This window comes from Streptomyces sp. NPDC047022 (assembly GCF_040644155.1).
Lineage (GTDB): Bacteria > Actinomycetota > Actinomycetes > Streptomycetales > Streptomycetaceae > Streptomyces.
This window is the reverse complement of record NZ_JBEYVV010000011.1, coordinates 127,781-142,418: the sequence shown is the minus strand read 5'-3', so window position 1 is coordinate 142,418 and position 14,638 is coordinate 127,781. Positions and strand designations below refer to the sequence as shown.

The window sequence follows — 14,638 nt, the reverse complement described above, 5'->3', positions numbered from 1 at the left end:
CAGTCGATGAACACCAGCATGCTCACGCGGGTGACCGTCCGGGCCGAAGGGGTCACCAAGGTGTACGCGACGGGAGGCCCGGCGGACACCGAGGTGCAGGCGCTGCGCGGGGTCGACCTGGACATCGCCCAGGGCTCCTTCCTCGCCGTCATGGGGCCGTCGGGGTCGGGGAAGTCGACCCTGATGCACTGCCTGGCCGGGCTGGACCGGCCGACGTCAGGGACGATCACCATCGAGGACACCGACATCACCGCGCTGTCCGAGCGGAGGCGCACGGACCTGCGGCGCGACCGCATCGGCTTCGTCTTCCAGCAGTACCACCTGCTGTCCGAGCTGAACGGCTCCGAGAACATCCTGCTGCCGCTGCAGATGGCGGGCCGCCGACCCGACCCCGCCTGGCTGGAGACGGTCGTGGACGCGCTGCGCATCGGTGACCAGCTGCGGCGACGCCCTTCGGAGCTGTCCGGCGGCCAACAGCAGCGCATCGGGATCGCCCGAGCGCTGGCGGCCCGGCCCGCCGTCGTCTTCGCCGACGAGCCCACGGGGAACCTGGACGCCGCCTCCGGCCGCGACGTGCTGGAGTTCCTGCGCTATTCGACGCGCGAGTTCGGCCAGACGGTTGTCATGGTCACGCATGACCCGGTGGCCGCCTCCTACGCCGACCGCGTCGTCCTCCTCCTCGACGGTCACATCAGCGGCGAACTGCAGGCGCCCACACCCGAATCCGTCCTCGGCGCGCTCCAAGAGCTGCGGAGGTGAGGGCGGTGTTCCGGAAGAGCGGACTGACCGCCGTGGCGGTCCGCCAGATCAGGACGCGGCCCTCGCGGCTGCTGCTCACCGGCTGCACGCTCCTGGTGACGGCCTTCTTCCTCGCCGGCTCGGCCGTCTTCACGGCCACGCTGAAGCGCCAGGTCGCCGACGAGTTCTCCACCGTGGCCAAGGGCACCGACGTCGTCGTCGCCGCGAACGCTACCGGGGACGGTGGGAGCGCCGACGCCGGCCGTCTGCTCGACAACGCCCGGATCAAGCGGCTGCGCGCCCTCGACGGAGTGAACGAGGTACAGCCCGTGGCCACCGGCTCGGTCCTCGTCAAGGGCGCGGGGCGCAGTCCGTACCCGCTGCTCGGTACGGCCCTGAGCGGCCCCCAGTCCGTGGTACGCGTACTGCGCGGCACCCTGCCGGACGGGCCCGGCGAGGTGGCGGTCACCAGCGCACTGGACGCCAGACCCGGGCTGGAAGTCGGCAGCCGGATCACCGTGGCCGCCGGAACACCGGCGGCGCCCCGGCCGCTGACGGTGACCGTCACGGCCGTCGTCCAGGCGCCCGCCGCGCTGGGCGGCGCGCTGCTCACCACTCCCGACGACGCCCGCTCCTGGCTGCACACCGGGGGCTGGCAGCAGGCACTGGTACGCGGCGACGGCCGCCCGGCAGCCCAGGTGCTCTCCGAGGTCCGCGCCGCCCTGGGCGGGGACGTCACGGCCCGCACCGGCGCCGAACTGCGGGCCACGGAAGGCGGGAAAAACCCGATCGGCACGCTCTCCACACTTCTCACGGCGTTCGTGGTGGTCGCGTTGCTCGCCGGCACCGTGATCGTCTCCACCACGTACCGGGTCCTCCTCGTCCGGGACCAGCGGCGGCTGGCCCTGCTGCGCTGCGTCGGCGCCCGGCCGGGGCAGGTGCTGCGTCTGGTGCTGGCCCAGGCCGCGTTCTCCGGCCTGGTCGCCGGGGCACTGGGTGCCCTCGCGGCGGTCGGCTGCGCCGCCGCGGTCACCGGTGTCTCGGGACGGGGCTCCCCTGTGGTGCCGGTGCCGTCGCTCCTCGGAAGCGTCCTGGCGTCCGTGGTGACCTCCGTCGCCGCCGCGACCCCGGCGGCCTGGGCCGCCGCCCGCATTCCGCCGGTCGCCGCCCTGTCCACCGCGGCGGTCCGCGATGTGCCCGACCGGATCGGCCGCACGCGTGCCGTGACCGGCTGGCTGTGCCTGGCCGGTGCCCTGCTGTGTGCCGCGGGCGCCATGGGAGGCGGCAGCGTGGCGGTGGCCGGCGCGGTGGCCTCCGGGGCCGCCGCCTTCGGTGGTCTCCTCGCCCTCGGACCGGCCCTGCTGCGCCGTACGGCCACTGCCGCGCGACGACCCGTACGGGCGGCGGCCGGCCTGGCCGGTGCCCTGGCCCTGCGCAATCTCTCCCGCAGCGCGCGCCGCGCCGCCGCCTGCGCGGTCGTACTCACTCTGGGCCTCACCATGGTCAGTACGGTCCTCGTGACCCTGGCCTCGGCGCAGCACGGCATGGACCGCAGGCTCGCACGCCGGGACCCGGTCGACGCGGTCGTCGCCGTGCTCCCCACCGGGCGCTCGGCGCTCACCCCGGCCGTCGTGGACGCGGTGCGCGATCTCCCCGAGACCGCCGCCGTGGTGACGGTCGCGAGGGCCGACGGAGAGGCGAGCGGAGCCCTGGGCCGCCACCGGGAGGGCGACATCCACGGCATCGATCCCTCCGCCGTGCCCGCCCTGTTCGGCCCGCACGGCGGACAACTGCGCCCCGGGCAGGTCGCGTTGTCCACCACGATGGCAGCGGCCCTCGGCACCCGTACCGGCGAGCAGATCTCCCTGCGCTCCCGCGGCCGGAGCCTCATCGTCAGGGTTTCCGTGATCCACCCGGACTCCTCCGAGGCACTCGGCGACGCCGCCCTCCTGCCCCAGGACTTCGCCCGCCTGGCGCCCGACGCCCCCGTCCGCGCCCTGTACATCACCGCGGCGGACCGCGGCGATCCGGCGTCCCTGCGCGCCCCGCTCGACACCGCTCTGCCTCTCGACCCCGCGCTCCACCTCTCCTACCCGGGCGAGGACCGCCGCTCGGCACAGCAGTCGATCGAAGGACTGCGTGTGATCGCCCTGGGGCTGGTCTCACTGACCGTCCTGGTCGCGCTCGTAGGCATCGCCGTCACGCTGACCCTGTCCGTCACCGAACGCGCCCGCGAGAACGGCATCCTGCGCGCGATCGGCATGACCGGCTCCAGCCTGTGCTCCGTGCTGGCCTGGGAGGCCGGGCTGCTCGGGCTGTACGCGGCCGTCCCGGGACTCGCCCTGGGAACCGGCTACGGCGTCCTGCTGTTCGGCGCACTGCCCGACCTGGGCAGCGCGACGATCCCGTACGGACAGCTGACCCTCACGCTGCTGGCCGCACCGTCTCTCGCCCTGGCCGCGTCCGTGCTTCCCGCATCCCGTACTGCCTCTGCCACGCCGATGCTCGCCCTGCGAACGGAGTGACGACGGTGTGTTCCAGCGGTGGCCTGTCACGTCTTCCTGAGCATCTTCGCCTCGTAGATGTGGATGATCTCGTCGACGGACAGGTGCTTGGTCTCCGGCAGGAAGGCGGCGACGAAGGCGACCGCCAGCAGACACAGGGCGCTGAAGCAGACCAGCACCCAGGCCAGCCCGATGGCGCCCTGCCAGACCGGGAAGACCATGACCAGGGCGAAGTTGGCCAGCCAGTTCACCGTGGCGCCGATGGCGGCGGCGCTGCCCCGTACCTCGGTCGGGAAGGTCTCCCCCTGGATCAGCCAGCCGGTGCCGCCGACCCCGATCGCGAAGGAGGCGATGAACAGGTTCAGTCCGATCATCACCAACACGATCTTCGCGGTGCCTGTGAGGAAGTTCAGGCCGGCGGCAGCCACCAGCGCGGAGACCGCCATGCCGGAGAAGCCGCCCATGCTCATGGGGCGGCGTCCGGCGCGGTCGATGTACTTGAAGCCGAAGTACGTGGCGCCGACGTTCACCGCGGACATGATGGCCGTGGCCTCGACACCGGCGATGGCGGCGTCCACCTTGGAGCCACCGCCATGGAACAGCGGCGCCAGCAGGTGCGGACCGTAGTAGAGGGGCACGTTGATACCGGTGATCTGCTGGAAGGTGAAGAAGACGCAGATCACCACCAGCGCCCGCCTCACCCCGGCCGTCCACGGGGTGCGGGGCCGCCCGTCGCGGCCGCGCGGCTCTCGCGGTGCCAGCGTCCTGGCGCTGCGTTCGACCTGCTCCACCGTCACCTCGATGCCCAACTGCCCCAGCGCCCGCTGGACGTCGCGATAGCGGCCCTTCTCCAGCAGCCAACGCGGCGATTCCGGCATCCTGGCGCGCAGCACGAGGCCGACGGCCGCGGGCAACGCGCCCAGTCCGAAGATCAACCGCCAGTCGAGGCCGTAGGCATTGCCGGGCATCGCCTTCAGAACGACCAGGGCGACAAGGTACGAGACCAGGATCCCGACGGTGATCATCCACTGCTGGATCAGGCTCAACGAGCCGCGTTGCCTGCGAGGGGCGTACTCCGCGATGTACGCCGTCGCGATGGCCGAGTCCGCCCCGATGGCCAGGCCGATCAGCGTCCTGGCACTGATGAGCACCCAGGCATGCCAGGCGACCGCGCAGAGCAGTGCGCCGATGGTGTAGATGCCGGCATCCGCGATGAGCAGCGACTTCCGGCCGAAGCGGTCGGTCAGGGGGCCGGCGAGGAGCGCGCCCACCGCGGCGCCCACGGAGGTGCCGGCCACCAGATAGCCCAGCGCGAATCCGCTGAGGTCGTACGGAATGAAGTTCAGTGCGGACCCGATGCCGGCGGTGTCGTAGCCGAACAGGAATCCGCCGATGGTCGCCAGCAGGGTCAACGACCAGTAGAGGGTCGTAGGGGCCTGCTGGTCCAGCGCGGACAGCACGCTCTGTTCCCGCTCGGGACCGACGCTCATGACCCAGCTCCCTGTTCACCGGCCGCGGCGTTGGACCATTCTGGCGGCAGTGGGCCTTGAGGACGGGCGCAACGCGCGGGCGCCGAAGAGTGATCAGTGGCGTCGCTGCTCCTGTCGGGTCATCAGTGCGCCGAGCACCGGCCCGCTCACCGTGCGCCGGGCGTCAGCCATCGCGCCAGAAAGCCGAAGGCCTCCTCCTGCATCGGTATGTCGAACCGATGAGGTCCGTCGACGAAGTGAGAGCTGTAGCAGTCAGGGTGACCGATTGCGGTGTAGTGCTCTGCGAGCCGTCGATGAGCGGCCATCATGCCGGATGCCGGCAGGAGCTCGTCCCCCTTCAGGTACTGGACGAGTATGGGAGCCGGAGCCCGGCACGCGGCGATGTCGGGCCAGTCGCCGATACGGCTGAGCCCCGGTGGGAACAACATCCAGCTGTGCGAGGCGACGTGCCGGTCCAGCAGGGCCTGGAAGCTGCTCATCATTCCGGTGATCACCGCCGCCCTGACATCTCCGGTGACGGCACGCAGCAGTACGGCCCGGGCTCCGCCGCCCGACAACCCGACGCAGCCTGTGCGGCCGGTATCCACGTCAGGCCGCGATCGGAGATAACCCAAGGCGATCCGGTCCTCCCGGCAGATACGGGCCGCAATACTCGTGTCGAGCAGTGAGCAGTATTTGGCGACAGTGTGCTCCAGCTGTCGGGCCAAGGCGTCGTACTTCTCGCTCTCCGGCAGTTCCCGGACCTGGCGCCCTTGGGCCGCTGCGAATGCCTCCAGCTGGTTGCGCGACGCTTCGGACCGGGTGTCGACCGGGAACCTGCGACTCCCCCACATGAAGGCGTCGTGTGCCAGCACCACGAACCCTCTACGGGCCAGATGGTTCGCGAAGGCACGCCCTCCGTAGAACTTGTCCCGTAACCTCGCGAGTTCGGGGACCGGCCCATCGGGGCCGTCCGCGATCTTCTCTTTTCCGTAATACTTGACATTTGCGTGATCGTGGAGAGCGAGGACTCCAGGGAATGGCCCAGGTCCTTGGGGGCGGAGGACATAGGCCTCTGTTCGCGGCCCGAATCCGGCCGACCAGGAAACGACTTCACCGACCAGCCCTCCGTCCTGCCACGAGTGGCACAGGACCGGAACGAAACTCTCCTCTTCCGGGTCGGGCACATCGAGAATCTCTCGCACTCGGCGCTGTGTTGCCGCACCGGGGACAGCGCGCGGGAAAAGGCCGCCCTGCCGACACGCCAGTTCCAACCAATCACCGTAGGCGCCAAGGTCGGTGTCATTCATGCTTATCGGACCTCTTGCTGTCGGACGAGTGGGTCACCTACGGTTGCTACGGCGCTGCTCGGCTGCGGTTCCACAAGTTCGACGGGGGGCGGCTTGATAGTGATCATCATGCCTGCCAAGGACGAGCAGGAGACGGTGGCCGCTGTAATCCTGGATTTCCTGCTGCAAGGCGCCGGCATGGGGAGAGATCTCTCCGTTCTCGTCATCGACGACAACTCGCGGGATCGTACCGCCGAGCAGGCTCTGGCGGCAGGTGCACGAGTGGTGCGCAACAAAGGCTCCGGCTTGGCCAGCGCATTCCGGACGGGAGTGCAGGAGGCGCTTGGACTGGGGGCCGAGATCATTGTTCAGGTCGATGCCGACGGGCAATACCGTGCCGCCGATCTCGGCACCCTGGTGACCTCGTGCGAGACGGGGGCGGACCTCGCGATCGGGGACAGGACCTGGAGGCGCCCACAGGGAATGTCGGCGCAGCGCTATGCGCTCAATCGTATCGCGTCCCTGGCTCTCTCCCTCGCCCTGCGTACGAATCTGGCCGACACACAGAGTGGATTTCGGGCCTTCACCGTCGAGGTGGCAGCCCACTGCCGTATCACCGGTAACTACACCTACACGCACGAACAGGTGATCAGAGCTGTGCGGCAGGGATTCACGATCTCGTTCGTGCCCGTGGGGTTCCGCGCGCGGAGCGCGGGAAGAAGCCGGCTGATGACGTCCGCCTGGAACTACATCGCCTGTACCGTCCCCGACATATGCAGAGTCCTGCTGCGAAGCGGCGACCTATAGCATGGGCATTCACCATACCCAGGGAATGAGCCGTTTCACCCGGGACTTGTAGGCGCGATAGGGGGCTCCATGTACCTCCAGGAGAACCTCTTCCTCACGTCTCATGCGGGGAAGCCGGCTCACCAGAGGCACTACTGCGGCACACACCGTGCTCATCCACGATGCCAGTGCGATCCCGATCCCGGCGTACATCAGCAGGCTCCCCGCGTAGGCGGGATTCCTGATGAAGCGGAACGGGCCGGAGGTGACGAGTGGCACGTTCTCGCTGGCATGGACCACGCGGATGGCTGCGGGCCCCAGTTCTGTGACGCTCCGTCGCCTCAGCCAGGCTCCGGCGATCACCACCACCAGTGCGATGGGCTGGAGCCGGGTGAGCGCCGCCGTGTTCACGCTTTCAGGACGGAGAAGGGGGATCAGCAGAGCGGTACCGAGTCCGCCGAGGCTGCCCAGTACGAGCAGCGCCCGCGTGTTGCGGTCCGTTCGGCGCGCGTCCGATGTCCCGGCCGGCAGGTAGAGAACGTCCGCGGCCTCCCGCAGAATTGCGCCGACGCCGCGTGTGGAGTGCCGTCCGGGGCTGCCGCGCTCGGCGACCCGGCGTACGGCAAGCCACTCCCCCGCGATCGAGAGCGCGTACACGGCGGATATCGCCGTGCCCCAGACGCTCGACAGTGGATAGACCATGCATGAACCTCCCGGCCCCGAGAGCGGCTGAGCACGCGCCTAGGCACCCACGGAGCGGACCTCCACGGTCTGTACGGACTCCTGGGCCAGCCCGCGGACTTCTCCGTGCATGACCGCGAAGAACGTCTCGCGTCCGATGATCCGCTTGCGTATCTCTGATTTCCGCTCCGCCGCCACCAGCGCGCTCACGGCCATCTGTGTACCGGCGGCCCAGACGCCGCAGACCACGATGCAGTACTTGTCCGGACGTGGCCGCGAACAAGCCAGGAACCCGTAGTCCTCGCGCAGTTCCCCACTGCTCGTGATCTCGGGAGAGAACGTCGTGGTGCCGTACGAGGCGATGTGCTCCGGGTACTTGATGGAGAATCTAGGGAAGCCGGCCCGCAGGATCCCTGCGGACGCGGAGTTCAGGCTCGGCCCGCCGACCGAGATGGTGACGTCCGCGTCGTTCTGGTATGCCTCCTGCGGAACGAGCTCGACGTTGTCCTTCCCCACCGCATGGAGCGCCGCCATCAGCTGAGCGATGGCACCGCCCTCCGCCATCGGCATGACTCTGATGTTGACGGGCACTCTCGCGACGGACTGTGCTCCCTGGGGGGTGAACTCCGAAACGTTCAGGCTCGGTACGACGATTTGTATGCGCCGCGCCGTGCTCACGAGTGCGTACAGGTGCCCAAGACGTCGGCGCCTTCGGAACCTGTCGGCCACAAGGGCCGCCACAGCACCGAGAACGGAAAGGAAGGCACCACTGCCGAGGTTGACCACTATGTCTCTCAAGAATCACCGCCCCGGACCGTTGAGGTGAGGCGGCGAGCCCTGCCGAAGTAGTGGATCGCTTCCTCGTGATTGTTGATGTACTTTCCCAGCCCCGCACGGAACGAGAGCTCATAGAGCGTCGGCTCCCTGGGGAAGAGGCTGCCGGGCTCCGGGCTGCCGGCCTCCCGGAGTCTCGCGATGACGCCGAGGACGTCGTAGCCGAAGAGCACGGTCCGGCTCCACGTCTCCCTCGCCACCCCCGTCTCCTCTTCCGCGGCGGCCGATGCGTCGTCGGCCGGGTCCAGTTCCGGGAGAGTTTCGAGATCGAACCTGAAGACCTCGCTCAGGAGATCGCGGTGGTCTTCCGGGAGCAGCGCCCGTATCCGCTGCTCCCACCACGTGCCGAGCAACTCCTTGCCACGACCACCGGTATGGAACAGAGTCAGTGCCTCGCTCAGCGACCGAGTCGACCCGAACTGGACTGCCAGCTCGTCGAACGAGTCCCGGGCGGTCCCCCCTTCCGCGAACCAGTCCGCTGCGGACCTGATGATGTCCGACTGTTTGAGGCCGGCCAGCAGCAGCGCCGGACGCCAGACATGGCGGATGATCGCGTGTTCCGACATCAGCCGGGACCAGAACATGAAGCGCGACATGGACCAGGTGTCGTCGAGGCTGATACCGCGATTCGCCACGACATACTCGAAGTCGTCCTGGTCGCCCTGCACCGTGACGAAGCCGTAGGTGTCGCGCTGATCGTAGTAGTGCGTGTTGGGGATGAGCAGAAGGGGATACGTGGCCACACGCCCTATGCGCTCGGTGAGCTTGTCGTATCCGGCGAGGAAGCTCTCGACCGTCTCCCCCGGCGCGCCCCAGATCAGTTCCGCGTAGCAGGCGAAGCCGAGGTCCTCGAGCCAGTCCGCCAACTGCTGCCAGTCATTGATCCGCATATTGCGGCGGTTCATCAGATCCAGGGTCTTCTCGTCGAGGCTCTGGAGGGCGATGGTGAACGAGCTCTTCAGTCGTCGTCTGCTCATCTCCTCCACGATGCTTCGGAACGTCGTCGACTTGTTCTTGGCCCAGCTGCATTCGAGGGCCACCGGGTATCCGTAGGAGTCCCGTACGTCGAGCAGGTCCCGGACGAACTGAACATCGGAGGGAAACATTCCGAAGTTGGCGTCGCACAGAGCGACGGTCTCCACCTCGTGCTCCGCGAAGAGTTCGATCTCGGCCCGAAGGCGCTCGCGCGGATAGGCACGCACTCGTTGCGCCACGGCGCCGCCCCAGTAACAGAAGGCGCACTTGTACGGGCAGCCCCGGTTCGTCTCCATCAGTGCGACGTCGTACCGGAAGTTGCCGCGTGCGTCTTCGAGCGGGATCGCCCCTGTCAGGAAAGGAGAGGGAAGAACGCTCAGATCAGTCAGTCTCGGCCGTGCCGCGGTCGTCTCGACCGCCCCGGCACCCTGGTAGCTGATGCCGGCGATCGAGGCCCGCTTCTCCTGGAGGGTGCCCGCGAGGCGATGACGGACCACCTCGCGGAAGGTGAGCTCCCCCTCGCCGTTCACGACGATGTCGACGGCAGGGTACTGGGCGAAGGTTCTCTTCGCTTGACCCGTGACATGGTTCCCGCCGAACACCACCGTGGTGTCCGGTGAGATCTGCTTGATCGTCGTCGCTGCCTTCCCGAATACATGGTAGTTCCAGCCCAGCACGGAAAAGCCGATGATGTCCGGGAGACGGGACCTGGTGAGAGCTCGGACTGTCGACTGCGGTGATGCCTGCCTGTTCAGGTTCAACAGCCGCACGGATGTGTGCCGGGATATTTCCGGGTCGGCCTCGACGAATGCCTTCAGGTAACCGGCGGCGAGCGGCATCGATTCGACGTCCATGGACCAGACGCCTTGTTGCACCAAGACCACTGAGAGGCTGGTCGAAGCCACGGAGTCCCCCTCCTGATGCATTGCGCGCTTCACCAGCGGCCAAGGGCCCAGTGGTCCTGCATACGGGAAAGACGAGCTTGAGCAGGGTATCGGCTGGCGCGCCGTCAGACGACCGTTCAGACAGCATTCGTCCCTCATCTGCTCCAGGCCCCTCGGCCGTCGGCGTTTCGGCCAGCCCCCACCAGCGGACGTCCCTGCTGCGGCAAGGGCCGGTGTATCCGGCAGGAGAGTTCTCCCGCTCTCCTACGGGGTTCACATCACGTCCGAAACACATGTGTTCGAACCTCCGTGTCCCGTCGTTGAACGCCGTGACATCCACCCCTCTTCCGGAGACCGCCGTGCACCCTCTTTCCTTCTGGTCGACCGCTCCCCTTCCTGCCACTCCCGCCACTCCCACCACCCCCGCCACGCCCGGCGGGCCCGCACCGACCGGATCTCAGATCATCGTTCCGCCCGCCCCGCGCGACGGCGGCGTGTCCCGCTCAGTACGTCCGGATACGAGGTGGGGGGCATGACGAACGGCAACACCGGCGACAGCGGGACTCGTGGGGCCACGGCGAGCCCTTCGGACTCGGAGAATCTCCTCTTCGGCGGTGAACTCGCCTACGACTACGGCTGGGGCGCCCACGACGGCACGTGGCTGAAGCTGAGTCTGGGCGCGATGGCCGTCTCGTTGCCGCGGCAGGTGGCGGTCGCCGTCCGGCTGGCTCGTGAGGCGGACAGGCGGGCCCTGTACACGGTCGCCGTCAGCGAGGCCGCCCGCGAGATCGCGCAGGCCGTCTCCTTGGTGGCGGTCAACGGGTTGCTGATCGACCTCCTCGCACCGGGCGACATCACCAGCCGGCTGCGCACGGCGTTCCCTTCGCTGGCGCTGGTGGCCGTCCTGGCGGTCGTCGGGTCGGCCTGCAAGTCGGCCTCTGCCGCCGCGACCGGGATCCTGGAGCCGAAGGTCCAGCGTGTGGCGACCGAGCGCTACCTCTCGCTGGTGGCGCGGGTGGAGCTCGAGGCGATCGAGGACGACTCCTTCCACAAACTCATGGACTCCGCGCAGTGGGGCGCCGACTCCGCACGCCGGATGGTGGGCTACTGCACCGCGGTGGTCACCTCCGCGATCTCCCTGATCGCGGCGGCCGGTGTGCTGACTGTTCTGCATCCGGTGCTGCTGCCACTGCCTGCCGCCATGGCACTGCCGAGCGCGTGGAGTTCGCTCACGATGGCACGACACCGCTATGTCAGCTGGCATCGCTTCGTGCAGCACGCACGGGCCGCGCAGCTGATCAGCCGGCTGCTGATCGACCAGCAGGCCGCCGCGGAGGTCCGCGTCCACGATGTCGGGCCGTTCCTGCTGACGCACTTCCGGCAGATGGCGGAGACCAGTGAACGCGAGCAGAACCGCCTCGCCTGGGTCGGCGCCCGCACCGGACTTGTCTCGGATGCCGCGCGCGGGATCGCGACCATCGCCACGTACGGAGTTCTCGGTCTGCTGCTGTGGAACGGGCAGATGGCGCTGGCGGTGGCGGGAACCGCCGTGCTGGCGATCCGCACCGGCTCCTCCAGCATCACCGACCTCGTCCTGCGCGTCACCGAGGTCCAGGAAAGGGCCATGTTCGTCGCCGACCTGGAAACGCTGTGCCAGGAGGCGGTGCGGCGCGCCATCCCCACCACCGGGCGCGACCTGCCGGAGCAGGTCGACGAGATCCGTTTCGAGAACGTCACGTTCACCTATCCCGGCGCCGACAAGCCGTCCCTGCGCGACGTCGATCTCGTCATCCCCCGGGGACGCACCGTCGCCCTGGTCGGGAAGAACGGCAGCGGCAAATCGACCGTGGTCCGCCTGCTGTGCGGCGCCCGGCTCCCGGGCACGGGGAGGGTGATGTGGGGGGACGTGGACACCGCCGAGGCCGACCGCACCCAGGTCTTCGACCGGGTCGCGATGGTCGCCCAGGACTTCTACCGCTGGCCGTTCACCGCGCGCGTCAACATCGCCATCGGCCGGTCCGGCGTCACGCCGGACGACGCCGCCGTGGAGGAGGCCGCCGCGTACGCGGGGGCCGGCGAGGTCATCGAGACACTGCCCCGCGGACTGGACACTCTCCTCGCCCGTGGTTACAAGGGCGGGCAGGAGATCTCCGGCGGCCAGTGGCAGAAGATGGGCCTTGCCCGGGCCCGACTGCGCAACGGCCAGGTCCTGATCGTCGACGAACCCACCAGCGCGCTCGACCCCACCGCCGAGCAGAGGGTCTTCGACCAGATTCACCGCCTCGCCGGCACCGGCCAGACCACCGTCCTGATCACACACCGTCTGCACAGTGTCCGTCATGCCGACCTGATCTACGTCCTGGACGAGGGCCAGGTCGTAGAACACGGCACGTTCGAGCAGCTCATGGACCCCGCGACCGGCACCGGCGCGTTCCGCGACGCCTATGAGCTGCAGGCGCGGCAGTTCACACACCCCACGCTGCCGACTCAGTCCGCGAAGGCGGGCAGGCAAAGCTCGCGTCGCCCGCAGGACGCGGCGCTGGGCGAGGGGCAAGCGGTGTCGTGACGTGACAGCTGCTGCCGATGGCGGCACCAGCCGCCGCCCCGGCCGGACCTCCGAGAGCCCTCAACGGGCCCGCCGAGCTGCCACGGTAGTGAAGAGCTCGGGAGCGGGCCGTCACCGGTGGTGGTGACGGCCCGTGGAGGAAGCGTTATCGCTCCGACTGCCGCCGCCATACGGTCAGTACGCTGCTGCCCTCTCGTCAGTTGCGTTCCGCCCGGACACTCGAACAAGTTCCCTACAGAACCCTTCGATTCAGCCGACGCCTGACCACACCCGGCTGTCAGCTCAGTCGTCCCACCCCGCGTCATGTCCGGCCGATGACCATGCGGGCCACATCAATTGCCCATCCGGGCAGACGTGGCGATTTCTGACTGCGATTCATACGTGATGGCCGATATCGTGTGGCTGAATTCTCTCTATTCAGGCCCCAGCCCTGAAATCTCAGAACCCCCTCCTGAAAGTTTAGAACCCCCACTCATGTCCGAAATAATTGCCACGACATCCGATAACACCTTCATTCCGGGTGGCCGACGCCGGCATCGCAGGCCCAGACAGAACGGCACGGGAACCGGCCTGCGCCGGGCCCTGGTCCTCGCCATGGCCGTGCCCGTGGCGTCCGCCGCCCTGGGGGGTCCGTCCGCCTTCGCCGCCGGCAAGGGTGCCGGCACGACGGCCAAGACCGACGCCCCGGACCCCAGCGACCAGCAGATGGCTGCGAACCTGGAGACCCGGGTACTCGACCAGCGGCTGGGCTCGAACGTGAGCGGCGTGGTCCTCGACGCGGACTCGAACACCACAGTCTGGGGCCACAACGCCTCCACCGCGCTGATGCCGGCGTCCAACGCCAAGCTCGCCACGTCGACCGCCGCACTGACGGTCCTCGGCCCGCAGCACCGGTTCACCACGAAGGTGGTCTACGGCAACGGAACCCTGACCCTCGTCGGGGGCGGTGACCGCACCCTGACCACCGCCGACCTCGCCGAGCTGGCGAAGACCGCGGTCGCCGGGCTCAAGTCCGCGGGTCGCACCGCCGTGAAGGTGGCGGTCGACGACAGTCTGTTCCCGGAGCCGACCCTGGCCAAGGGCTGGAACGACGGCTACTACCCGGACACCGTCGCCCCGGTCCGCGCGCTGGTCGTCGACGGGCACGGCGTCCAGGACACCTCCATCGACGCCGGGCAGGTCTTCGCGAAGCAACTCGCCGCGGACGGCGTCACGGTCACCGGCCAGGTCACCCGCGCCACCGCGTGCGCGAGGGACGTACCGGTGGCCCAGCACAAGTCCGCGCCGTTGTCGGACATCGTCCACACGATGCTCAAGCACAGCGACAACAACATCGCCGAGACCCTGTTGCGGATGACCGCCCTGGGCGCCGGCCGACCGGCCACCTTCGAGGGCGGCACCGCGGTTGTGCGCCAGGTGCTGAGCCATGTGTACGGCGTCTCGCTCGACAACTTCGAGCTCTACGACGGCAGCGGCCTGTCCCGGTCCGACCGTATCCCGGCCGCCACCCTCGCGCAGATCCTCGAACTGCTGACGAAGCCCCGCTACGCGCACACCCTCGGCTCCATCCTCGACGGCCTGCCCGTCTCCGGCGAAGCCGGCAGCACGCTCGGCCCGGAGTACGGCCGCTTCGACGACGCCGACTCCAAGTGCGCGGTGGGCAAGGTGCACGCGAAGACCGGCACCCTCACCGGCGCCATCGCGCTGAGCGGTCTGACTCAGGGCAAGGACGGCAAGTGGAAGGTGTTCTCCTTCGTCGAGAACGGCGCCACTGCCGACCCGAACAGCATCAAGGACGCCATGGACGATCTCGCGGCGACCGTCAACGGCTGTTACGCATAAAAGGTCGTGGTGGGAGGACAGCGCAGGCCGCGGCTGCGGCATGAAGGACTTCGCGCTGATCGCCGCACGC

The 14,638-nt window shown here is 68.7% G+C and carries 10 protein-coding genes; 5 read left to right on the top strand and 5 right to left on the bottom strand.

Going from position 1 to position 14,638, the window contains the following annotated elements; all coding sequences use genetic code 11:
• The first annotated feature begins 6 nt into the window (after window positions 1-6).
• Together ABZ845_RS15040 and ABZ845_RS15035 are read left to right on the top strand one after the other, a co-directional pair.
• Window positions 7-759, top strand: a complete 753-nt coding sequence (locus ABZ845_RS15040) for an ABC transporter ATP-binding protein (RefSeq protein ID WP_360978478.1) — start codon at window positions 7-9, stop codon at window positions 757-759.
• A gap of 5 nt (window positions 760-764) precedes the next feature.
• Window positions 765-3,263, top strand: a complete 2,499-nt coding sequence (locus tag ABZ845_RS15035; protein WP_360978476.1) for an FtsX-like permease family protein — start codon at window positions 765-767, stop codon at window positions 3,261-3,263.
• 26 nt (window positions 3,264-3,289) lie between these two features.
• On the opposite strand, the gene ABZ845_RS15030 is transcribed toward ABZ845_RS15035, so the two are convergent.
• Together ABZ845_RS15030 and ABZ845_RS15025 are read right to left on the bottom strand one after the other, a co-directional pair.
• Window positions 3,290-4,732, bottom strand: coding sequence for a sugar porter family MFS transporter (locus ABZ845_RS15030; RefSeq protein WP_360978473.1), 1,443 nt, complete (start codon window positions 4,730-4,732; stop codon window positions 3,290-3,292).
• 146 nt (window positions 4,733-4,878) lie between these two features.
• The gene (locus ABZ845_RS15025) at window positions 4,879-6,021 is read right to left on the bottom strand and encodes a hypothetical protein (RefSeq protein WP_360978470.1); all 1,143 of its coding nucleotides are present in this window, start codon (window positions 6,019-6,021) and stop codon (window positions 4,879-4,881) included.
• Window positions 6,022-6,129: 108 nt separating this feature from the next.
• Between ABZ845_RS15025 and ABZ845_RS15020 the strand changes: the two genes are divergently transcribed.
• Window positions 6,130-6,807: a glycosyltransferase family 2 protein gene (locus ABZ845_RS15020; RefSeq protein ID WP_360978467.1), complete on the top strand. Its 678-nt coding sequence runs from the start codon at window positions 6,130-6,132 to the stop codon at window positions 6,805-6,807.
• Window positions 6,808-6,816: 9 nt separating this feature from the next.
• Here ABZ845_RS15020 and ABZ845_RS15015 read toward each other — a convergent pair whose 3' ends face one another.
• The 3 genes from ABZ845_RS15015 to ABZ845_RS15005 all read right to left on the bottom strand — a co-directional run bounded on the left by ABZ845_RS15015 (window position 6,817) and on the right by ABZ845_RS15005 (window position 10,202).
• Window positions 6,817-7,488, bottom strand: coding sequence for an isoprenylcysteine carboxylmethyltransferase family protein (locus ABZ845_RS15015; protein WP_360978465.1), 672 nt, complete (start codon window positions 7,486-7,488; stop codon window positions 6,817-6,819).
• Window positions 7,489-7,527: 39 nt separating this feature from the next.
• Entirely contained in the window at window positions 7,528-8,037 is a 510-nt protein-coding gene (locus ABZ845_RS15010) for a hypothetical protein (protein WP_360978462.1), read from the bottom strand.
• Between the two features lie 224 nt (window positions 8,038-8,261).
• On the bottom strand, window positions 8,262-10,202 hold the full coding sequence (locus tag ABZ845_RS15005) for a KedN5 family methylcobalamin-dependent radical SAM C-methyltransferase (protein WP_360978459.1): 1,941 nt from the start codon (window positions 10,200-10,202) through the stop codon (window positions 8,262-8,264).
• A gap of 490 nt (window positions 10,203-10,692) precedes the next feature.
• Between ABZ845_RS15005 and ABZ845_RS15000 the strand changes: the two genes are divergently transcribed.
• Both ABZ845_RS15000 and dacB read left to right on the top strand, forming a co-directional pair.
• Window positions 10,693-12,726 (top strand): ABC transporter ATP-binding protein, encoded by a 2,034-nt coding sequence (locus ABZ845_RS15000; protein WP_360978456.1) that lies wholly within the window; start codon window positions 10,693-10,695, stop codon window positions 12,724-12,726.
• Between the two features lie 474 nt (window positions 12,727-13,200).
• Window positions 13,201-14,568 carry a D-alanyl-D-alanine carboxypeptidase/D-alanyl-D-alanine-endopeptidase gene (gene dacB / locus ABZ845_RS14995; RefSeq protein ID WP_360978453.1) on the top strand — a complete coding sequence of 456 codons (1,368 nt, stop codon included), beginning with the start codon at window positions 13,201-13,203 and terminating at the stop codon, window positions 14,566-14,568.
• Window positions 14,569-14,638: the final 70 nt, after the last annotated feature.